This is a genomic window from candidate division KSB1 bacterium (genome assembly GCA_034506335.1).
Classification (GTDB): Bacteria; Zhuqueibacterota; Zhuqueibacteria; order JANLFK01; family Oleimicrobiaceae; genus Oleimicrobium.
In genome coordinates, this window is the sequence record JAPDPR010000056.1 from 1 (window position 1) to 22,786 (window position 22,786).

Below are 22,786 nucleotides of genomic sequence, written 5' to 3' on the forward strand. Positions count from 1 at the left end.
TGCCGAGGTCCAAGAGGTACACGCGATAGGGTCGAGTCCAGGCCTCCATTCCAGGTGGAGGGTTATAACCCAGTTCTTCGACCTCAATGGCATAGCTGGTCTCGAAAGCGGCGCCAGCCCTTTCAGCAAAATCTGGCCAACCACTGCCATCCGCGTCGAGGGGCGAAATGGCGTCTGGGCCGGTGAGCGTGTAGTAGAGCACAAAGTGCCCCCTTGGGCTCAGGAGGCTGTCGGTAATCTGAAACGCTTCTGCCCGCCTGCAGCAGTACCCGCGTGCAGAAGCCAACACCGGCGCCTTGGGTGGCCCGGCGGTGGTCACCCCGGCAGTCGTCATGGCCGTGAGCGATCCGGCCATGCATGTGGCCAGCACCTGGAGGGCCGCCACGTAGGTTGCGGCAGCACTCACATTCAAGTGCGGGCCTTGCGTGATAGAGAGGCCTTCTTACGCGAGATCATCCTTGCTCAAGGTCTTTGAAGTGCCATCCTGGGCAAACAATGCCTGTCTGAGAACGTAGCGGACAAGGCCCTCTTCCCTTTGTTTCGCATCAGGGCAAATCCGCTTCCAGATGGGATAGATCGCCTTGAAAAGTTCGCCTTCGGCGAGTGTGCTGGAGCCCGCCAGTTTGGCGAGGGCTTGGAGGGTCTCATCCAAGTCCTTCGCGGGGTCCGTTTGCGCTTCGTCGGGTTTCAGTTCAGCTAACGTCTTCTCGTCCCCCTCTTTCCTCTTCCCATCGCGAATGCGGATCGAGTAATATGCAATGCCGAGCAAGTAAGCTATACACTGGAACCCATAGCCCGCAAAACCCCAGCTCTCTGCACCGCGGGTCCTGACGGCAGACTTCTGCCCTGTACCGCAGGACTCGGCGGACGGGCTGTCTGCGTCTCGGGCGCGAGTGTACGACTCGATGCAGTCACTCGCTGCCTTACGAAAATCTTCGGCGGTTGTGAACTCCATTTCTCCCCTCCCTAATGTTGTGCGAACGAAGACAATCGGCCTTCCCCCGTTCGCCAGAAGCCGGGGCAACGGCCCATGAAACCCCTTAAACTCGTCAGTTTTTTTCCGTACGCTGCGAAGAGCGAGCTCACCTTTGACGTCGATCAGGTCGTGCGGCTGGTCAGGCAAGCCCAACCAGCTGAGGATACACCTATTGTTCGAATGCCAGTTCCACACCCACGGCCCTCTGCCTACCCCCTATTGTTGGCCTCCCGGTTTGCAATGGAGCCCACAGTTGACAGGGCCAGAGGAGGAGTCTTGGGGAGTTCCTCAGCGCACAAGCACCAGCTTTGCCTGCCGCATCGCCGACCCAGCGACTGGGTCGTGCAGGGCTACGCGGCACAGGTACACCCCGCTGGGAACAGGCATCCCAATTGCATCCGTGCCATCCCACCACACAGTGCCTGAGTCACGGCCGCTTGCCTGACATACCGTACTCACCCATCCCCCGCGTACGTCAAAGATGTCCACGCGAAGTACCCCCGGCAGCGGCACCGAGAAGCGAATGGTCGTCCCGGCGTGGGACGGGTTGGGGTAGCACTCAAGCAGGATGCCGTTTTTCGGTGGCAAAGTCTCCTGGGGAGACACGCGCCAGGGCTCGGCGAACTCATATGCACCCAGGTCAGGGTGAGAGTCGCGCGTTCTCCCCTCCAAGTCGTCCGACGGCGCCCCCACTGTGCTTCCTGCGTCGATAGCCGGGCTTCCCGGCCGCACATGATAATCGCCGGGTGTGCCCCACGCCTGCCGAACGAATCCGGGATCGCCGCACAGGTTCCCTCCCCCCAATTCCTGCACGTTCTTGCAGGCGAACTCTCGTGTGCCGTGGGTCAACAAAATGGTGTTCTGCGGCAGATGAAAGAGGTTGTGGTCAGCCACGAGGGTGCTGTTGCCGTGCACATAGATGGAGGTGTTAGGCCCCCGCCCGCTGAAGATGCAGTTCCTGAGCGTCACGTGGACAGGGATGGGGTTCTCATACTGCACATACAGCAGATATTCATTGCCGAGGCTGTCGTCGACGGTCACGTTGACTACCTCGAAGCGCGCCCCGGCCTGCTCCACTTGGTCAATGACGATGGGCGCCCAGGGGGTGATATCGGGGTTCCCGTCGCCCCGCCCATAGATGAGCGTGTTCTCGATGCGGCTATTATCCGCCCACAGCTTGACGCCGTCACAAGAGTTATTCGCCACAATGCAGCGTGTGATCAGGGTATTGGCGGCCTTCGAGTCCAGGCCATCGCCATAATTGTGCTCAGCAACGGTGTGTTCGATGACGATTGGGCCTGCAGATGGCTCGATGCCGAAGCCATCCGGGCGGTCGTAAGGGCGATTCGAGCCGTCACCTCCCTGGTAATAGTGCCCAGACCACGAAAGAGAGCAGTCGCGGATGGTCACATCTCGCCAGCCACCGTGATCCCCGGCAGGTCCTCCCAACGAGCCGAAGCCGCAATACTCGATGCGACAGTCCTCGATCTTTACCCCTTCCACGTCCTGCAAGTTCATGCCGTATTCATCGATGTGGTGGATGTAGAGAGCGCGAAAGATCAAGCCCTGACTCGGGGCACCCAGCACTTCGATGCCCTCCCGAAACCACACAGCCTCTCCCTGCGCAGTAGTGTCGTGCGTGATCTCCAAGTTCTCGATGCGCACATATGACTTGCCGGAGAGGTCAATGGCGGTGAGCAGGTTGTCTCTCCCGGCCAGTACCGGCCGCCCGTCGGGGTCGCCGCAGATGGCCGTCCGCGCCGACGGAGTGCCAGAAGGGGGGGCGATGATATCCGCATCATACTCGCTGAGCACGTAGCGTCCGCGAAGGATGATGAGCGTGTCCCCTGGGCTCAGTTGGCGCGACGCGTATCCCGGGGTCGCCCAGGGCTGCGCCCGCGTTCCCGGATTGTGGTTGTTGCCGGCAGGGCTCACGTAGTAAATGCGGGCCCACCCATCGAGGATTAGACCAAAGGTCAACAGTACCCACACCGCTGCGCGCCACATTCTTGTTCTCTCCCCGTAATGCACAGTGCGTCCCTTTCCGCGCGTGCCAACTTCTGGGTGTGGCACTTCGTTGGGTTGTGCTCTTCGGCCTCCGAGAATTAAGACGTTGCGGGACACCGCCAACCCCGTACCGGAGGCAAGAGGGGTGCACGCTGCTCGACGAGTTTTGCTCCTGGCGTCATCCCAAGATATTGCTCCGCTGGGTAGCAGAACTGCAGACGAGACGCACCTCGTCAGGTTGACAATTTCCTTCCCCGTGCCGGCGAGGAGTTGCCGTCACCTCCCTTTCACGTAGGATAGATGTTCGCAGATAAGCCCATCGCTCACTTTGAATATCTCTACGCCGCGTGTGCGTACCGGACGGCCAGTCGCGTCAGGCCATTCCCCTTGCCAGCGCAGGACCGAGCGGCTGCCCCCTCCAAAGACCTCTTCGACCTCCATGCGCGCGTGGGGGGCCCGCTGGAACACCTGCTCCCAGAAACCAAGCACCGCCTCCTTCCCCTGGATGGTAGGGCCATCTAAGGGAGAATCGGCGTGCTCCAAGACGCAGCGGTCGTCGACGAGCTGGGCAAGCGCACCGAGATCGTGGCTGTTGAAGGCTTCGCAGAACTTGAGGGCAGCGCGGGCCGCTGCCTCTACCCGTGCCAGGTGCATAAGCGCATTTAGTGTTGTCTGTGAATTTCCCCCGTCTGCGCCCCTCTAACGCGCGAGCACCGCCTTAGTGATCGCCTGCGCCCCGCCCGCGCTCAAGGCGCAGATGTATACTCCGCTGGGCACGGGGAGGCCGAGGTGACTTGTGCCGTCCCACAAGGCGCAGTAGGAGCCAGCGAGCTGGAACTCATCCACCAGCTGCCGTACCATCTGACCAACGGGGTTGTAAACGACCAGCAGCACGTGTGCCGGCTGCGGAAGGTCGTATCGGACTAAGGTGCTTGCGTTGAAAGGATTGGGATAGGCCGGGTAGAGAGCGAAGCAACTCGGGGCATCGGTCTGTCTTGTACCCACAGCAGTGGCTACCGGGGCGGAGAACTCAGAGGTGTTGCCGCTGGGATCGGTCGCGGTGGCCGTGAGATACGGCCCCGCAAAGCCCTCCGGTTTGCTCAGCACCCAGCCCCCGCTTGCGTCAGCCATGGCACTCCCCTCGTAAAGAGCGCCCTGCCCGTCGGCGTCAGAAAAAACCTCTACTTTCGCGAGGGCTCCTGCAGTGCCTACTACTTGAGTTGGTACCGCCGAAGTTATCGCAGGCGCGGGAATGCTCTGATTGCCTCCGCTCACCAGCGAGATCCCCTTCACGGTGTTGCTGTGGATGGAATTACGGGAGAATGTGTTGTAGTAGGCCTCCCCAAACGATCCATCCACAAGAATGCCTGTACCATTGAAGGCGATCAGATTCTGAGCTCCGGTTTCTGAACCGCCGATGAGATTGTTTTGTGACACATTAACAATACGCACCCCGACCGTATTCCCGAGCGGAGCGAGGCCGGTCACGTCGGTACCGATATAGTTCCCTTGGATCAAGTTTCTGCCCCACGGACCGATCTCTACAGCGCTGCTGTTGCCGGAAACGAGATTTCGCGCGTTGGGGTCGGTCCCCCCGACAATATTCTCGCTGGCGTAAGTACCAATCGCGATCCCTGTAGTACGGTTTCCCCGGGCCACGGTGCCTGTGGCGTCGGTGCCAATGAAATTGCCCTCGATCCGATTGCGACGGGCGCGAGGACCGAAGAACTCGATTGCCCGGTCAAATCTGGAGATGACCAGCCCCCGCACCACGTTGTCGGCGCTGTAGATCCGGATCCCTACCGGCTGCTGTGCGCACCCGTCCACTACCACTTTGAGCACCGCATTGATGGATTCGCCAAAGGGATTGGTGTTGGGGTAGGCCCCAGGCTGCGTGTATCCGTCGATTACCGTTCCACTGTCGTGGAGCGCTAAGCTTTGGGTTAGAGGAATTGTGCACACGCCAAGGCTATCACACCGTGGATCAACAGCCGGAATGAGAAAGCGAATGGTGTCCGGCCCCTCGTGAGAGTTGGCATAATTGACCGCATCGCGCAGCGATCCTAAGCCAGAGTCGGCCGTGGTGGTGACCAGCAAGGGACTGACGGTGTGAACTTCAAGGGCTCCCCCAATGACCGGGCCGACCGGTAGGGAGTTGCCATTGATGTCGGCGAGCAAAACATTCTGAAAGTCAACGCCGGTGCTCCCCTCTGCCTGAGGCAGGAACACCACCTGGGCCAAGGCGCCCGATCCATTAGGGCCAGGATTGACCCCAAACGTTGCGGCGCCGAAGGTAAGGCGCCCCGGATACGACGTGTTGTCAATCTGGGGACCTACTGGAATCACTGTTCTCCCGGTGCTTCCCAAAAACGGCCCTGCCCAGGCGGTTGTGGCATGCACCACATGGCTGTCGAATATGAGGTCGAACTGGAAGGCGCCGAGGTTGGTGACGTTTTCGATCTGGACCCTGAGGGTGCACGCCTGGGCGGTGAGCACCGTGGTTGTGGCGGGCACTATGCGGAGGGTAGGTTGGGCAGACCCCTCTCCGGAGGCAATGAGCACACTGAGGCCGAAAAATGACAGGCGGAGCATGTACCTCATGATTCGCCTCCTTTCCAAAGAAGACATGGGCAGGCTCACGAAACAGCGCACCGTACAGTTCTTGCGCCCGGAGTGGAGACCCGGAGCATTGGAGCGGGCATGAGAATCTCACCCTCGTCCCAGGGATCCGTGCCATATGCGCTGTACGAACCGGACGAAAGAAGCGGCACGCCCGGCGTGCGCGTGCTGCCGCCTCCGTAGCTAAAGCTCATCGCATCAGCGCCATCTTCATGGTGGCCTTAAGCTTTCCAGCGTCAAGCCTGCACACGTACACCCCTGAGGGCAGGCGCCCGCCGTGTTCATCACACCCGTCCCAAAGGACCGCGTGGGCGCCAGGGCCCAAAGCGCCCTCCAGCAGCACCCTGACCACTTCGCCCCGCAGGTTGTGGATGCTCAGCGTCACAGGTATCTTGTCGCTATCCCCGCCCGGAAGTTCAAACTCGATTTTGGTTTGGGGATTGAAGGGGTTGGGGTAGTTCTGGCGCAAGGTAAGCTGTCTCGGTACGCTGGTCTGCTCTACCTCTTGCCATAGGACGTTCGCCACCGGAATCGGGGTTCCGTCCTTGGTCGCCAACTGAATGCGCTCCAATTGAACCGGCGCGTCTGAGTTGAGCTCGATGCGCCCCAACACTCCAGAGCCTTGGCCACCTTCCTTATTTCCGAAGCTAAACGCCGCCACCGTGGCCCGCTTGCCGGAAGCAGTATGTTGGGGCCCAAGTACGGATACCGTATTCCCGGTCATGGTTAAGATGTCACCGGCAGCGAAGGAGGTTATTTCGAAAGGCGCGGACGACACCAGGTCGAATTGGAACCCGCCGAGGTTTGCCGCCCCTTTGGTCCATAGCTCGAGTGCTGCACGCCCTGCGCCTTTCGCAATGCTTGCCACCAGAGTGAGTGCCTCAACAGGCGGAGCGGGCAGAGAGCGTGCTAATCCGCCAGGGGGCAACGGTCTATTCCACCACGCTGCCACCAGTTGGATATCAATGATGTCGATATCGCCGTCGCCCTGGCCCTCGTTGTCCACGTCGTAGCGGGGGTCATAGTTGGGGTCGCCCACGCGGGTGTTCCAATGCGCACACACCAGCTGGATGTCAATGATGTCGATGCGGTCGTCGTTGTTCACATCCGCCCAGAAGCCTTTTTTCACGATGATTTCGCCATCTACCACGGCCACTGGAATCACGACCCCGTTGATGTCGCTCACTTGGACATTGCGCAGATCAAGCGCAGCGCTGCCCTCCCCTACGCCGGTCCAGGTAATGGTCGCCAAGGTGCCGTTTCCGTTCGGTCCGGCTTGAGTGCCAAAGGTGGCGGCGCCAAAAACGACGGTACCCGCGGTGGTGTCGATCGCCGGGCCCACGGGGATGACGGTGCGACCGGTGCTCCCCAAGAACGGCCCCAGCTGCACAGGAGTGCTGCCCCTCAATTGCACCACGGTGCGGTCGTAGCCAATCTCAAATTGGAAACTCCCGATGTTGGTCACCCCCTCGACGACCACATCCACACTTCCGGTACGATTCAGGTAAAGTTGCCTCTTGGCGGGCTCCATCCGTACCGTTACCCCGGGCTGTTCAGCTCCGCTCTGGTTGACAGTTACTTGGCAGGGGCTGCCACTGGCGCCCGGCGCGGTGACCGTAATGGTGCCACTGCGGGGGGTAGTGGAGGGATTGGCGGCGTGAGCCACCACTATGGTTCCCTTGTTCGTGCCGCTGGCTCCGGAGGTGATAGTCAGCCACGAGGCCCCTTCGGTGACCGTAGCGGTCCAATTCATCGTGCCGCCGCCGGTGTTGTCCACTTCAAATCCGGTAGTCCCTGCCCTAGCCGGAACGTCGTGGCTACTGGGCGTGACCACCAATACCGGCAGCTGTTGGGTGGTAATCGTGAATGGGTGGTCAGTAAGGTCGTAGATCTCGTAGCCTGTCAACCGCACTTTGACAATGCAATTTGTGGAGGGCGTGTTGGGGATTGTCCAATTGTATGAGCTGCATGGCGCTAACAACGGCACGATGGTGCTCCACCTACTCCCGCCGTCAGTGGAGTACTCGATCGCATAGTTGGAAAGGGGAATCATTTGCGCTGTCCAGGAGATGGTCTGGGTGGAACCGACCGGCCAGACCTCGCCGCCGTTGGGGGTGTCCACCCGTAGGAAGCCCAGGAACAGCCTGTACTGGAGGGTGTCGGTGTTGGAATAGGCTGACATGAGGCCATCCTTTACCGCAGCCACCCTGAAGACGTAAGTGTGCATGACTGCGGCGTTGTCCATTTGGTAGGAGGTGACGTTCGGGCCAAGGTTGGCCAAAGTGTCCCACGGTGCGTCAAGACCGTCTTTGAACTCAAGCTGGAAGCCGGTCTCGTCGTCAGAGTTGTCTTGCCAGGTGATGTGGATCTGTGGCACGGTCTGATAGGCCTGGAGATTAGACGGGGCTGCCGGGGGCTGTGGTTGCTCGCCCCCCAAAGGGGTCACCTCGTCTAGGTAAATGCCTCCCTCATAGTACACGCCCTCCAACTTCCCCCAGATTAACACGGCCACTCGCTGAATCGTATAGTTTGTGGGGAACGTGGGGATGGCCGACCAGTCGAACTTTAAGTGATTCCAGTTGGCAATGCCATCGCCGTACACGTCATGGGTCAGGGCCTGTGCGGTCCCGCTGTAGAAGGCGCGGAGTAGTGCCTGATCATGGTCATAGGCAAATACCCAGAGATTAGCATAGGCCGACCCGAAGTTGGCCATGCACTCGGCGATTTCCACCGAGAAGCCCCGGGCTGCCTGCCAGGTGGGAGAACCCGACAGGTCCGGGGAAACGAGCTTCATGACCCACCAGGTGTGGCCGGGATTGGTGATGCCATGTCCTCCGAGAGTGGCAAGTCGCAACGTGCCATGCTGGTCGTTCATGGGATCGAGTCCCGGCGGGTTGGGGTAGTTCACCGCATCCTGCCAGCCGTCGAAGAAGTTGGACGAGTACCGCGTGGCACCGGTTTCGTCGAATGCCCCATCCAGCGTCCAGCCCTGCACGGTGCCGTCATTGAAGTCGAACTTTGCCAGAGCCATAGGGGCTCGGGAATGCAAGGCGCCAATGTCCTGAATCTCGGCGCTCAGCTCGGCGCCGCCGCTGCCGGGCACCGACGGGTTTGGCTGGATGCGAAGCAGTGTGACCGTCGCACCCGCCGCAATGCCGAAATCGCTAAGGTCGATTGCTTGCGTGCCTACATACTGCCTGAACGCAGTGAGGTTAGCGGTGGTACCATCTCTGCTCACCGCGACGCGGTAGGCTTCAGCCACGCCGTATTCGAATACGACAAAGTCCGCCCCGTCCTCGTTGACAACGACGTTGTCAATAAAGCGGACGTCGGCCATGCCGGCGCTTCCCCCAGCAACTACCCAGGTGTTAAGGTTGCGGTCGGTGAGTGCAGTGTTGATGCTAGTGGTACCTGTGGGCAAAAGACCGGCGCCCGGCGGAGGTGAACCGACCTCCGTAGCCTCGTCGGCAAATGCCGCCCAGGATTGGAAGGTGTAGCCCCCAAAGTTCACTTGAGCGAGAAGCAGGGCGGGGAGCAGCAAGGCCACCGCCAAGGCGGCCAGGTGGAGGACGGTTGGCCGTGCCATGGCAACCTCCTTTCATATTGCCCAAATAAGAAGCCTCCCTCACCTTCACCATCCCGTGCTTCCCTTGACAATATACCGACTCTCCTCGACAAAGTCAAGGAAAAACTTGTAAGAAAACAGTACAAAAGCTACCGCGATTTCATATCGGGACACCTTCGCATTTACTTGGCGAGAAACAGGAGCTTCACACTCTGACAAAAGGCCCCGGCCTGCATGCGGCATATGTAGACCCCACTCGGGAAACCTGTTGCATCCCAAATACAAGTATGGATGCCTGGACTGTGGTGCTGCGCCACCAGCGTCGCGATCTCTCTTCCGAGCGTGTCAAAAACCTTTAGTGACGTGTAGACGTGGAAGGGAATGGCAAAGGTGATTCTTGTTGCCCCGGTGAACGGGTTGGGAGTGTTCTGTTCGAGGGCAAAACCTACCGGGAGGCCAGAAAGGCGGCTCTCCACTGAGGTGAGGATTTCGGAGAGCGACCTTCTCCAAACCCCGCTCCCGTCTGTACCTGCGAACACATAGACCTCTCCCGTTCCCTCGGGGTCTGGGCAGGTGAGCAGAGCGCTGATCCACGTGTTCGTCAACCCAGCGTTGATCTGCTTCCAGCTCCTCCCGCTGTCGGCGGAGAAGAACACACCGCCACCAGAGGTGCCCGCAAAGATGTAAATACCACTGGGAGCACGCTGCACGGCAAGAGCCGGGACCCACAAATTGATCTGCTGGTCGCAGGCCGCCCAACTGTCGCCCGCATCAGCGGAGCGGAAGACGCCTCCCCCGTACGTCCCGGCGAAGAGGGCAGAATCCAGAGCGACAAGACAGGTGACGTCAGAGTAATCCAGACCCTGGTTGGCCTCAGTCCAGGTGTTCCCACCATCGACGGAGCGGAACACGCCGCCGAGGTAAGTCCCGGCAAAGATGCCGGCATTGCTAGCAGCCAGAGCCTTCACATAGTGGTTGGCCAATCCGGTGTTGGCCTGCTTCCAGGTGGTTCCATCGTCGTCAGAGCGAAACACCCCGCTGCCAAAAGTGCCGGCGAACACGGCGCCATTGCTGACCGTCATGGCGTACACTACGCTGTCGGTCAGGCCACCGTTGGCCTTGGCCCACGTCGCCCCTCCGTCCAGGGAGCGAAAAATGCCTCCGCCATTAGTACCGGCAAAAATGGAGGAGGTATCGCCGGGCGCAGACGGGTGCTTGACGGCAAGGCTGATGACATCAGTCCTCCTCAAGCCTATAGTGTCTTGTCGCCAGATTCCCCCAGCGACGGGAATTCTGTAGACGCCGCCGCCCAAAGTGCCCGCGAGCAGATACGTGGTGTCGCCGGGGCTACCGGGGGAATGGAGAATCGCGAGGGAGGTGATTGTTTGACCATACGGTCCGCCTGTTTCTACCCACTGGCTGTGCAGAAGACTCGCTGAGGCCAGTAGGCCGCACGCTGCGAGAAACGACGCCCAATGGGTATGGAAATTACGCTCGGCTTTCTTCGCATAGCCTCCGGGCTTTTCCATACTCAGACCCTCCAGCTTCTTGCTTCGAGGCCTCTTCTTGGAGTGTGCCGTGGGGCAAGTCTCCTGAACGCGACCATGCGTGCTTCGGTCCATGGGGAAGGCACCGTTTTTCACTTTTGCTAACGATATTGATAGGCCGCGGAGTCTCTTGGCAGCGTCCTTCGGTGCACCCCCTTGGAGTGTGCCGCGCAGCGAAAAACCACAAAGTTTCCCTTGTTGGGGTGTCGCCACTGCGTTGGCTGCATCGGTCGCGCGGCGGTGGAAAGCTCGGGGAACTTGATTGATGACCCAGTGCTTTGATCGTGGTGTCGACGCGAAGATACTAGGGCTCGCTATGTTCCTTACGCGACGCCGAGACACTAGCACGAGCGCATCAGATGACGAAGGTTGGCTGAAACCCAGGCGCCGTGATTCTCGGCGTTGCCTTGCAAATGTCCCTTGTCCCTGGTCTCGTCCAGTCGAGGCTGCTTCCCTCTCGGCAGAGCTAAAGAAACCTTCTGCCTAGTCCATGTCCACTGCCGCCTGGCCGACCTGAAAGCATGGAATCTCCCTTTCCATGGCTTCGCTATCGGAATGAACTCACGGTGCGGCGTACCTCAGAGACGGTGTGCGCCAAAGGGGGACAGTCAAACCAGCGACGACCGGTGAGCTCGTTACAGAAGCCTTGGTACATGAAGGCGATGAGCTGGGCCAAAGGAGGCGGTAGAGGGGGAGGTGGCGTTTGTACCGCTGACTTCCAGCCGATGGGGTCGTGCTTCTTGGCTTTGTCAACCTCTTGGAACCAAGGGGTGCTGCGATAGAAGATACGCGCCACCTCTTTGCTGACCGGCACACCGTCCATGGTGAATCGGCACTCGTCCGGAGTCCCTATGACGTCAACCACCATGAGGTGGCGTTCCTCATCAAAGCCGAACTCCACTTTGCCATCTTCGTGGACCAGGCCCATCCTGCCCACCTCGGCCGTAATGAGTTCGTTGAGGCGCATGGTCGTGGCCATGAGAGCCTCAAGTTCTTGCTTGCTGAGCCCGGCTGTCCGCTGCGCTTCTTCCCAAGTAAGGTAACGATCGGTCGTTTCCAGCTTGGTAGACACGTCCAGGATGGGGCGCTCAAGTTTATGTCCTGGCTCGGGCATGGAGCAGAGACCGAGCTCCTCCAGAGTGAGTTTCCCCTGCTGGAGCCGCTTAAACACACTGGAGCCGGCAGGGAGAGCGTTGCGGAAAATCACCTCAAGCGGCAGCAGGAAATTCCTCAGGTCGGGTGTATAGGCAGAGTAGTCGTAGCGATCGCCGCGCACTGTGGGGCGGATCACCTGCAGGAGGGATACTTCCATGGTGTTCACTGGCGACCCGAGCTGCGACAGGCGGACGGTGCACCCATCCTGGACGAGCCCGCGGTAGTGCGTGGCGATGCCGAGCCGCTCCGCTTTTTCGAAAAAGTAGGCACCGATAAGGCAGAGGGCCTCCCCTTTGCGTGCAATGTGATCGGGCATTTCCCCCCAATCGAACACCGAATAACGGTCCGAAAAAACGAACCGGCCTTTGCCTGGGTGCTCAGCGGTAGGTGGTGTGAGGATATGCAGGTCTTTCACACTGCCCACGGGTTGCTCCTTCCTTGTCTGCAGGTCTTTGCTGTACGACCGATGGGGTGCACAGCCGAGGAACCTCCGGCGGCAAAGGTCGCGTGCGCCAGTCGTCGGTTTTATGTGACGTTCAAAGATAGCGGGAGCAGGAGACAAAATCAAGTACAAAGTGCGGGGGTATGAAAAAAAACTGCTTGCACTTGTCTCAAAAAATCCTACCTTTTCACAACCCCTAGCGAGCAACACCTGGAGGCTGATCTCGGCTCTTCGGCGCGGAGCAGGCCCTGGTGGCCACACGTTCAGACACGTGCAGCGGTGGCGGGAGTTGCACGCACCCGGGTACCGGAACCGGTTCAGCCTCGAGTGCTGCCGGCGAGGAAAACACTTTGCGCGGTGTACTATGGCGTAGCGGTGCAGGCACGTCAGCGCATGGAGGAAAGCTATGTTGAACTACATCTGGCTGGCGCTGGTGGCAATTGCCCTCGTCGTGGGTGCGGTCACCGGGAAGATCGAGGCTGTTACCCAGAAGGCCTTTGAGATGGCCAACACCGGCGTTGACATCGCCCTTGGTTTGATTGGCATCATGGCTTTGTGGCTGGGGATTATGAAACTGGCGGAAGAGGCAGGTTTGGTGCGCATGCTGGCGCGCGCCATCCGACCCATCAGCACGCGCCTATTTCCAGATGTGCCGCCCGAACACCCAGCCATGGGAGCAATGGTGCTTAATCTCGCCGCCAACTGGCTCGGGCTGAGCAATGCTGCCACCCCCTTAGGGTTGAAGGCCATGGAACACCTTCAGACGCTCAACCCCAAGAAGGATACGGCAACCAATGCGATGATCATGTTTCTTGCCCTCAACACGGGCAGCATCTCCCTCATTCCTGCCACCATGATCGCCGTCAGGGCCAAGACTGGAGCTGCGAATCCATGGGACATCATCGGGAGCACGGTCTTCTCGTCCACCTTTGCGTGCATCACTGCGGTGACGGTGACCAAGATCGTGCAGAGCCTGGAAGGAGGCGCAGGAGAGTTCCTCGGCCGTCTGCGGCGGCACCTCAAGAGTTTACTCGTGCTGGGAGCAGTGATCGTCACCCTTGTTGTCCTGGGAACAGTAGGTGTCCTCAGCCGCGCGCTGGCACTTCTCCCTCCGGGGTTTTTCAAGAACGCGCTGCTGCTCCTTTCGCAGTGGGCCATTCCCGTGCTGCTCTTCATCATCCCGGTGCTGGCCTTCGCCAAGAAGGTGAAGGTGTACGAAACCTTCATCAGCGGCGCTAAGGAGGGGTTTGAAGTGGCGGTCAAGATCATTCCCTACTTGGTGGGGATTCTGGTCGCCATCGGGATGTTGCGTGCCTCTGGCGCACTGGATGTCTTTGTTCGCTTACTGGCGCCGGTGACCAACCTCATCGGCATGCCCGCGGAAGTGCTGCCGGCTGCGCTCATGCGTCCCCTGTCCGGGAGCGGCACCCTGGGCATCATCACCGAGCTCATCAACACGCATGGGGTGGACTCGTTCATCGGCCGGCTGGCCTCGACCATCTATGGGTGCAGCGAGACAACATTCTACGTGGTAGCGGTCTATTTCGGCTGCGTCCAGGTGACCAAGACGAGGTACGCCGTGCCCGTGGGACTGATTGCGGATGCAGCAGGGGTGCTCGCGGCGGTGTTTATCTGCCGGATAATGTTCTTGTAGTGACGGCGCCGCCCGCGGGGAATGGTCTCGCTTCCGCCATTTGTGGGGAAGTTGGGCTCGTGCAGAGGAGAAGAAAGCGTTCCTGGTCAGCCCGAGTGGGCAGGCAAGGGTGCCTTCTTGACCCTGGCAGAAGCTAAGAGGGGCGCCAGCTTCCACCAGCAGGCCGTGCAGGCGATGCTGCCGTGCCAGATGCGGCTTGACCACCCTTGCGGACTCCAGTGTGCGCCGCCATCTGCCTGTTTGGCCTTCCTGGAGAAAGGCAGAGAGACCACGAAGAAAAGTGCTGGCACAAGGAGACCCACGATGCAGGAGCTTGAGGCGGGAAGGCGTCGGAACCGCTCTGCGTCGGCGGCAGGAGCGGGGATGCGCGCAGTGCTGTTGACGGCACAGCGCGTCGTTACTGTAGGGCGAATTCCTCGGCCCCAGGTGGGTCACCCACGGGATGTGTTGCTGCGCATGCTCTATGCCGGCATCTGTGGCTCGGACCTGCACTATTTTCGCGAAGGGCGTATCGGCGACCAAAAGGTCCGGTTCCCCATGGTGGTGGGGCACGAGGGCGTGGCCGAGGTGGCTGAGGTAGGCGACGAGGTACGCACGCTGCGGCCCGGGGACAAGGTTGTTCTTGACCCGGCCATCTCGTGCGGCTCCTGCGATCAGTGCCAGGTCGGACGCCCACACACGTGCCGGAGTCTTCGCTTTCTCGGCAGCCCTGGAGGGCCCGCAGGGTGTATGGCTGAGTATGTGGTCCTCCCTGAGCACTGTTGTCACCCGTTGCCTGCGGGGGTGCCGTTTCAGCATGGGGTTTTGGCAGAGCCTCTTTCGGTGGCGCTGCATGCGTTACGGCTGTTGGGACAGCACCCGCCTCGCTCGATGGCGATCCTGGGCGCGGGTCCGGTTGGGCTCTGTTTGTTAGCTGCGGCGCAGCGCGCCGGAGTCAGGTACCTCTTTGTGAGCGACCCTCTCAGCTGGCGCCGAGAGGCGGCGCTGCGCATGGGAGCGGAACTTGCCTTGAACCCCAATCTCACCGATGTGGTGGCAGAGGTGCTCGCCGCCATGCCGCAAGGGGTAGATGCGGTAGTCGAATGCTGCGGGGAGCAGCAAGCGCTGGATCAGGCTGTCAAAATGCTGGCACCGGGGGGCACGTTGGCTATTGTCGGCATTCCGCGGGCCAACCGCGTGCGCTTTGACATTAGCACGCTGCGGCGCAAGGAGCTCCGCATTCTCAACGTGCGCCGCCAGAACAAGACCCTGGCCGAGGCCGTTGCCATATTGCCCCTTGAAACCGAATTGGTGACCCATGAATACGCGCTTGCCGAGGCCCAGCGCGGCTTTCTCGCCGCCTCCGAGTACCTTGAGGGTGTGATCAAGTCGGTTATTTGTCTCGCCTAGGATTCCCTCACCTGACAAGTACCACCGAGTTCAAGCCGCCGTACGGGTCGCGCTCCTGAAGCTGCGCGGCTGGATCGTGCGTCCAAACCTTGCCGTTGATCACGAACTTGTATCGATACCGCCCCTCGCGCAGAGGGACAGTCAAGCTCCATGTGGTTTTGGAGCTATCCGTCGGACACATGGGGTGAGAGGCCGCATCCCAGGCGTTGAAATCCCCGGCCACCGCCACCGTTGAAGCCGGTTCGCGCGCCGTGTAAACAAAGGGAACGCGGCGGAAATCCTTGGTCAGTCGGTCGGTGAACGCGCAGTGGACAAGTGGTGGCCTTGCGGCTCGATCTGCCGCGGCAGTGGCGTGAAACAGATACGAACACCTGGGCGCCATGTGGAGATCGAGACTGTCTCCCCTCGTGCTGAACGCCTGACCGGTGAGCTCGTCCACGACCCGGTCTATCCCCTCGAAGAGCGTACCCCTCAGGGGTATAGTTCGTTCCTCGGTATAGGATGAGGTGTTAAGGGCCACCATGACCTCTTCGTTGGGTAAGGAACGCAGGTAACAATATGTGCCGTGGTCCACGTACAGTTCCACGGTGGTGCCGTGGCGCACGGCCGGCCACTTCTGGCGAAGGTGTGCCAGCCGTCGGCAATGGGCCACTAAATCCGCATCCTCACCCCGGACACGCTGCCAAGGCATCATGAGGCGATTCAGGTAATCCTGCGGTTTGCCGGTCAACGGGTCCACAGGCTCTGCACCCTCCAGTGCCACTTCCGTGCCGTAGTAGAGCATAGGCACTCCTTCGTGGGTTAGAAGGAAGGCGAGTGCCAAGGCTGTCTTGCGTTTGGCATCGTCCCGGGCCCAATGGGCAAAGCGGGCCATGTCGTGGTTGTCGATGAGGGGGGAGAGGAGCACGTGTCCCAGCCGGGCTTGGTTGGCACGCACGTGAGCGCTGAGCAGACTCACCGATGCTCCCTGTCCAAACACGCGGCTGATGGTGTAAGAGAGCGGGATGTCGAACAGTGCGTTGAATCCCAGGTCCGCATAGCGGGCAAGGTAGTCAATGCTGCCGTCAAACACCTCTCCCAGCAAGAAGAAGTCGGGGCCGGCAAAGCGGTGCAGGTCCGCGCAGTAGCGCCGCCAGAATTCGCTGGGCGCATGCTTGACCGCGTCCAGGCGGAAGCCGTCGCACCCGCTGAGCTCGATCCAATACTTGGCCATGTCGAGGAGAAACGCGTAGACGTGCGGGTTTTCCTGGGCGAGGTCCGGCATGCCGTGAAGCTCACGGCTCTCCAACTGTTCCTGGTCGTGCCAATCCTGGATACTGGTGGAGGCGTCTCGGCCGCTGTGCTCATGGAACCAGTTCTTGTAGCCGCGACCGTGCCAATTTGCCGAGTCGCTGACCCATGGGTGGTCTGGCGCCACCTGGTTGCAGACCATATCCAGAATGACTTTAAGACCACGACGGTGCGCCTCGTCCACCAGTTCACGCAGATCTTCAGCGGTGCCAAAGTGCTCATCCACGGCAAAAAAGTCCACGGGCTGGTATCCATGATAGGGCCACCAGCCCATGAAGGAGGAGTCGCTGTTGTCAAAGACCGGTGAGAGCCAGAGGGCAGTGACGCCCAGCTCCTGCAGGTAATCCAGCTTCTGGATGACGCCGCGCAAGTCGCCCCCTTGGTAGCTCTTGAGCCACTCGACGTGGGCAGGCTCGCCGTCCCAGGGGCGGTGACTCCCCAAGGTGCGGCCATGATTGTTGTTCGGATCACCGTCGCAGAAGCGGTCGATGAGCACAAAGTACACGATTTCGTCTCGCCAGTCAATTCCTTCGTGCCACTCGGTGGCCCGCTCTGCGCTGACCACTGGCCTGTATTCCGGGCCGAGCTCGGCCCTCCGGGTGCAGCTGGGCGCAAGTAGCACAACAGCACAAAAAGTGAGCCAAGTGCGGAGGAGTTTGATGCTCAAGGGGTAGGCGGCTATTAGCCGGCAGTACGATTTCATTGATTTTTCCTCCTTGTCCTGCCGATATTGGACTGGGCTCTGAACGTATGCAAATCCCGCCACAGATGCAAGGATTTTGTAACCAACCGCGCTTTGTGCTTGACATTTCTCTCTGAATTTGCTAAGCTATGAGCGACTTGGCACGAGGAAAGCAAGCGAAAAGAGGAGGAGAGGATGGAGTACGTGAGCCTTGGACGGAGCGGGTTGAAGGTGAGCAGGCTCTGTTTGGGCACGATGAACTTCGGGCCGGTGACCGACGAGCGTGAGAGCTTTGCCATCATGGATAAGGCCTTGGAGCTGGGCATCAATTTTTTCGATACGGCCAATGTGTACGGCTGGAAGCTGGGCGAGGGAGTGACGGAGAAGATCATCGGCGCGTGGTTAGCGCAGGGACAGGGACGTCGCGAGCAGATCGTATTGGCGACCAAGGTCTTCGGCAAGATGGGAAATGGGCCAAATGATCAACGCCTGTCGGCTTACCACATTCGCCGCGCCTGTGACGACAGCCTGCGCCGACTCCGCACCGACCGCATCGACCTCTACCAGATGCACCATGTGGACCTGCAGACGCCCTGGGAGGAAATCTGGCAGGCGATGGAGCAGCTTGTTCAGGCGGGGAAGGTGCTGTACGTAGGGAGCAGCAACTTTGCCGCCTGGCACATTGTGCAGGCAAATGCCGTGGCAGCGGAGCGGCACCTGTTTGGTATCGTCTCTGAGCAGAGCAAATACAACCTGACCGTCCGCGCCGTTGAGTTGGAGGTAATCCCCATGTGTCGAGCCTTGGGCATTGGAGTGCTGCCGTGGAGCCCTCTGGCGGGCGGACTCCTGGCTGGGGTCTTGGAGGAGGCGAGAGAAGGACGGCGCGCTAAGGAGGATGTCAAAAGGGCGCTCGGCAAGATGCGCCCTCAGGTGGAGCAGTACGAGGAGTTTTGCCGCCAGTTGGGTGAACCGCCGGCAGCAGTGGCGTTGGCCTGGTTGCTGCATAACCCTGGAGTCACCTCTCCCATCATCGGCCCGCGAACGGTCGACCAACTTGTGTCCTCAATGCGCGCCCTTGAGATCAAACTGTCGCCGGAAGCGCTGACAAGGCTTGACCAAATCTGGCCTGGACCCGGGGGGCCTGCGCCGGAGGCATACGCATGGTGAACGGCAAGAACTGTAGCGAGCCGAAGGGTGCAGGAGAACGCGCCCTTTCCCTTGCAGATATCCGGATGGCGCGCGAGCGAATCGCAGAGCATATCCACCGCACCCCGGTGATGACGAGCCGCAGCATCAACGCCTTGGCCGGCGCGGAGCTCTTTTTCAAGTGCGAGAACCTACAACGCACGGGTTCTTTCAAGATTCGTGGTGCCACCAATGCCATGCTCATGCTCCAGCCGGAGCAGGTAAGGCGGGGCGTGGTGACCCATTCGTCCGGCAACCACGCCGCTGCCCTGGCTTTGGCCGCCAGGAGCAGGCGGGCTACCGCCTACATTGTCATGCCGGAGAATGCTCCGGCTGTGAAGGTGGCCGCGGTCAAGGCCTATGGGGGGAGGGTCATTACGTGTGCCTCCAGCATGAACGCCCGGGAGGAAACTACCGCGCGGGTGATGGCGGAGACAGGCGCAACCTTGATTCATCCGTACAACGATTACAATGTCATCGCCGGACAGGGGACGGCCACTTTGGAGCTCATGGAGGAAGTGGCGGACCTGGACATGGTGCTGGCACCGGTAAGCGGCGGCGGCTTGCTCAGCGGTACCGCCATTGCCGCGAAGGGCCTTCGGCCAGAGGTGCGCGTGATCGGGTGCGAGCCGGAGAAGGCTGATGATGCCTACCGCTCTCTCCAGGCAGGGCACATCGTGCCCAATGAACATCCCGCTACCATCGCCGATGGGCTGCGCGCGAACTTGGGTGACAAGACCTTCGCCATCATTCGCACCCTTGTGGACGAAATCGTGGTGGTCAGCGACGAGGAAATCCTTAGGGCCATGCGACTTTTGTTCGAGCGCCTGAAGCTGGTGGTCGAGCCCTCTGGGGCCATAGGGCTGGCTGCGGTCTTGAGCGGTCGGTTGCAGGTCCCAGGGCGAAGAGTGGGGATTATTCTATCAGGTGGCAACGTGGATTTGGAGGCCTTTTTCGCCTCACTCAGGACTGGACTTCACTAACGCGGTAAGAAAGTCAGCAAGGGGCAGCATAACCCGGGAGGAGCTATGCGACGTATCGTCTGGGCGGTACTTGGGGTGGTTGGTGGGTCACTATTCGCGCAAGAGAGTGCCCGTCTCCCGGCAGCCATCGACTCCTACCGCACCTTTGTTGTCCAGCAGATGGCCGTCGACCACATTCCGGGCCTGTCCGTCGGCTTCTTCTTCGGTGATTTCCAATGGGCCGAGGGCTTTGGGTTTGCCGATCTGGAGAGCCGCGTCCCTGCGACGCCGCAGACCTCGTATCGCCTTGCGTCCAACACCAAGTCGATGACCGCCGTTGCGGTCCTGCAACTTGCCGAGAAGGGGCTGGTGGACCTGGACGCAGAGGTCCAGCGCTACGTGCCTTACTTTCCGCGCAAGCCCTGGCCGATCACTCTGCGCCAACTGCTGGGCCACCTCGGTGGGGTCAGTCACTACAAGAACTATGAAGTGGAAGGGCGAATCAAAGAGCACAAGGACACGCGCGAGGCGATCGCGATCTTTGCCGACTTTGACCTGGTGGCCGAGCCGGGCACAGTGTATCACTACACCAGCTATGGGTACAACCTTTTGGGGGCCGCCATCGAGGGCGCTGCGAAGAAGCGGTACGGAGACTATCTGCGCGAAAACCTGTGGGCACCTTTGCGAATGGACGACACGCGGATGGACGACCCGGATGAAGTGATTCCCAATCGTGCCCGCGGTTACCGGTTGGTGGACGGCGAGTTGCGCAACTCCGAGTTTGTGGACATAAGCAGCCGCTTTGCCGCCGGAGGGACAAGGTCTACAGTGCTGGACATGCTCAAGTATGCGCGCGGCCTGGACAGTGGCAAGGTGCTGAGCCAGCAAAGCTTAGACGCCATGTACACAGCCATGTCGACTCGAGAAGGAGAGTGCACAGACTATGGCATGGGGTGGGTTATAAGGCCGTTTAGCGGCCACTTTTGTGTGTACCACACCGGTGGGCAGCCGGAAACGCGAACCCTGCTGTTGAAATTGCCCCGCTTGGGGTTCGCGCTGGCCATTGCCTACAATTTTGAGGGAGGGGACCTGTTCGCGTACGCGGATCGATTGCTGCAATTGGTACTGCAGGAAAGGCGTGTGGGAATCTACGCTGACTCCCCGGCAGAGCAGGCTATCTGCATGGCTTTGAGTGAGGTTTTCGACTATGGAGTGGCGTACTTTGAGCGCTACGGCAGGCCTCTGGCGAACGACTCCTCCGTGTTGGCCCAATCCTTTGCTTATCTGAATCGCTGGGCCTGTGTTGATTCCCTTCGGAAGGACTACAAAGGGGCCAGACGGAGGCTGCGCTCGGGACGACACCCCATGACGGGGGAGGCATTCGTAGTTGTGGGTTCTTACATGGCCCATGTGCTTGCCACTCAGCGGGGCGAACAAGCCCTTGCGCAGTATCACAAGGAAGGGGTACTGCCGTTTGTTGCCACGTACTGCCAGGTAGCTGCGCGCGCAGGCCTCCCTGACGGTCTCTCGCCCGAGCTGAGGCAGCTGGTGGAGCTCTGGAATAGGGACTGGGCGAAGAGCTGGACCAGCGAGGTCAGGCAGATGGTGATAGCTCCCTTTTCGAACGTGGGAGAGGTAGAGAGGCGCTTGCGCGCGACCCTTTCCGGAGCCCGAGTCAAGCCCGATTTTTCCAGCGAGTTGAGCAGGTTAGTGGAGCATCATGCTGCGCGGGGCAATGAGGTGGAGGCGACTCGCATTGCCCAACTCAACGTGGACCTCTACCCTGGGGCTGCGCGCGCGTGGTTGTCAATGTGTCTGGCACAAGTGTGCGCCGGACAAACGGCCGAGGCAAGAGCAAGTCTACAACGTGCGCGGGAAAAGGATTTCGATGAGGAAACTGTGACGGGCCCAGCTTTAGGGGCTCTTGCCGGACGGTTGGCAGAGGTGGGGAAAGGCGCAGAAGCCATGATTCTCCTGGAACTGGCTATTGCCCAGATGCCCCAGGAGCCTGCTTTGTACGCCGGTATGGCAGATTTGCACCTCCGACGGGCCCATGGCTATTTGCAGCGCGCGGTTGAAGTGGACCCATCATATGAACGAGCCTGGGAGGAACTGCACAGGCTGAGATGAAATTGGTCCCCGGGCACAAAAGAAACATCGTTTCAGGACGCCTGTGGTCACGGGGTGCTCGCACATTGGCGAGACTATGGTCGCTGAGACCTTTCCTCGCAGACTCCTACGCCTGTGGTGAACCCGCAGTGTGAGCACGGCATTGGAGGTTTTGGGTTACTCCTCGGGGCTGAAAAGAACTTCTCTGGGGGACCCGAATTCAATTCCCCTCAAGGCTCATTCACCGGCGGGAGGACCAAGCGCTGGGTCTTTACTATCTGCCGTAGTTTAGCATTCCCTTCTTACCAGTTAGAGCCGCCAGCGTGGCCCCGCGGTGTGCGGACTTTCCGACTGGGACCCTATCGATAACTGACGTTCTTATCGCAGAGCGTGGAGAACCCGGATAGCAAAGACCCTGGTCGGGGTTCGCCCCGGGGGTGGAGAATCGCTTGTAAGGCACAGGAAACACGCGACTCCACGAGCCGCATATGGATGGTGTGACGCCTCTATCATTACGATTGGTGATGGGGTTCGTCTGGACCTTCGCTTTGGGTAAATAGGGCTGGGGCGGCTCCGGTTCTGGGTATCTGTGCAGCGAGGCATGCGCTTTGACCGTAATCTACCTCTGTACACTCTGCCCACTGCGCATTCGTGGGCACAGACTTGTCAGTTACTGGACCCATTGCGTTCGGCAAGAATGGGATCATAGGTGGTCTCTTGCCCGGAAGCACAGTTTCGGTCCGCGCCCGGACAGCTTTCGATTGTGCGGCCCTGTTGAGGATCTACTAAGGTTGCTGGGGGCGGACTCCTTTCTCAGCTCGTGGGGCGGAGCTATGCACGGGGGGATAAAAATGCAGCTTGCTTGGGTGGCCGGCTTATCGGCTAAGAAAAAAAATCGCGTTTGGCGCATTTTTCTCTTGACAAATCGAGTCAACGGCGTTATATTATGGCGGTGAAACCGGTTTCACAAAGCCGTCCGGTGCGAGGCGGCCGCCTCAGAGTCTTTTGGTGAAATCGGTTACACACCAAGGCGCAGCGCGTGCCTGGCATAAGGATGAGTAAGCGAGCGACGATAAGGACGGTTGCGGCCCGCGCGGGGGTGTCGGCCGCCACGGTATCGCGGGTTCTTAACGAGAGCGCCCCAGTGAGCCCAGAGACGCGCGAGCGCGTCCTGAGGGCCGCACGGGAGCTGGACTTTACCCCT

General features: G+C 60.2%; 15 protein-coding genes. 6 read left to right on the plus strand and 9 right to left on the minus strand.

Translation table 11 applies throughout. The features are described from left to right. The 8 genes from ONB25_13365 to purC all read right to left on the minus strand — a co-directional run. Positions 1-412 (minus strand): hypothetical protein (locus ONB25_13365; GenBank protein MDZ7393873.1); only part of this gene is annotated, 412 nt, incomplete at its 3' end. 30 nt (positions 413-442) lie between these two features. After that, positions 443-955: a hypothetical protein gene (locus ONB25_13370; protein MDZ7393874.1), complete on the minus strand. Its 513-nt coding sequence runs from the start codon at positions 953-955 to the stop codon at positions 443-445. 309 nt (positions 956-1,264) lie between these two features. Further along, the gene (locus ONB25_13375; GenBank protein MDZ7393875.1) at positions 1,265-2,983 is read right to left on the minus strand and encodes a right-handed parallel beta-helix repeat-containing protein; all 1,719 of its coding nucleotides are present in this window, start codon (positions 2,981-2,983) and stop codon (positions 1,265-1,267) included. A 276-nt stretch (positions 2,984-3,259) separates the two neighbouring features. Then, positions 3,260-3,637: a nuclear transport factor 2 family protein gene (locus tag ONB25_13380; protein MDZ7393876.1), complete on the minus strand. Its 378-nt coding sequence runs from the start codon at positions 3,635-3,637 to the stop codon at positions 3,260-3,262. Between the two features lie 45 nt (positions 3,638-3,682). After that, positions 3,683-5,584 (minus strand): hypothetical protein, encoded by a 1,902-nt coding sequence (locus ONB25_13385; protein ID MDZ7393877.1) that lies wholly within the window; start codon positions 5,582-5,584, stop codon positions 3,683-3,685. A 208-nt stretch (positions 5,585-5,792) separates the two neighbouring features. Further along, on the minus strand, positions 5,793-9,188 hold the full coding sequence (locus tag ONB25_13390) for a BACON domain-containing carbohydrate-binding protein (protein ID MDZ7393878.1): 3,396 nt from the start codon (positions 9,186-9,188) through the stop codon (positions 5,793-5,795). Positions 9,189-9,349: 161 nt separating this feature from the next. Beyond that, positions 9,350-10,696 carry a hypothetical protein gene (locus ONB25_13395; protein MDZ7393879.1) on the minus strand — a complete coding sequence of 449 codons (1,347 nt, stop codon included), beginning with the start codon at positions 10,694-10,696 and terminating at the stop codon, positions 9,350-9,352. 565 nt (positions 10,697-11,261) lie between these two features. Then, positions 11,262-12,293 (minus strand): phosphoribosylaminoimidazolesuccinocarboxamide synthase, encoded by a 1,032-nt coding sequence (gene purC / locus ONB25_13400; GenBank protein ID MDZ7393880.1) that lies wholly within the window; start codon positions 12,291-12,293, stop codon positions 11,262-11,264. 424 nt (positions 12,294-12,717) lie between these two features. Between purC and ONB25_13405 the strand changes: the two genes are divergently transcribed. Together ONB25_13405 and ONB25_13410 are read left to right on the plus strand one after the other, a co-directional pair. Next, entirely contained in the window at positions 12,718-13,965 is a 1,248-nt protein-coding gene (locus ONB25_13405) for a spore maturation protein (protein ID MDZ7393881.1), read from the plus strand. Between the two features lie 303 nt (positions 13,966-14,268). After that, complete coding sequence (locus ONB25_13410) at positions 14,269-15,354, plus strand: alcohol dehydrogenase catalytic domain-containing protein (protein ID MDZ7393882.1); 1,086 nt, start codon at positions 14,269-14,271, stop codon at positions 15,352-15,354. A gap of 7 nt (positions 15,355-15,361) precedes the next feature. Here the strand turns inward: ONB25_13410 and ONB25_13415 are convergent, their stop codons facing one another. Next, positions 15,362-17,347: an alpha-amylase family glycosyl hydrolase gene (locus tag ONB25_13415; GenBank protein MDZ7393883.1), complete on the minus strand. Its 1,986-nt coding sequence runs from the start codon at positions 17,345-17,347 to the stop codon at positions 15,362-15,364. 174 nt (positions 17,348-17,521) lie between these two features. Between ONB25_13415 and ONB25_13420 the strand changes: the two genes are divergently transcribed. The 4 genes from ONB25_13420 to ONB25_13435 form a co-directional block, all read left to right on the plus strand. Beyond that, positions 17,522-18,493, plus strand: a complete 972-nt coding sequence (locus ONB25_13420; protein ID MDZ7393884.1) for an aldo/keto reductase — start codon at positions 17,522-17,524, stop codon at positions 18,491-18,493. Beyond that, positions 18,487-19,494, plus strand: coding sequence for a pyridoxal-phosphate dependent enzyme (locus ONB25_13425; protein ID MDZ7393885.1), 1,008 nt, complete (start codon positions 18,487-18,489; stop codon positions 19,492-19,494). Before ONB25_13420 ends, ONB25_13425 begins: the two co-directional genes overlap by 7 nt. Before the next feature lie 45 nt (positions 19,495-19,539). After that, the gene (locus ONB25_13430) at positions 19,540-21,603 is read left to right on the plus strand and encodes a serine hydrolase (protein ID MDZ7393886.1); all 2,064 of its coding nucleotides are present in this window, start codon (positions 19,540-19,542) and stop codon (positions 21,601-21,603) included. Positions 21,604-22,636: 1,033 nt separating this feature from the next. Further along, the coding region (locus ONB25_13435) for a LacI family DNA-binding transcriptional regulator (protein ID MDZ7393887.1) at positions 22,637-22,786 on the plus strand (150 nt) is incomplete at its 3' end.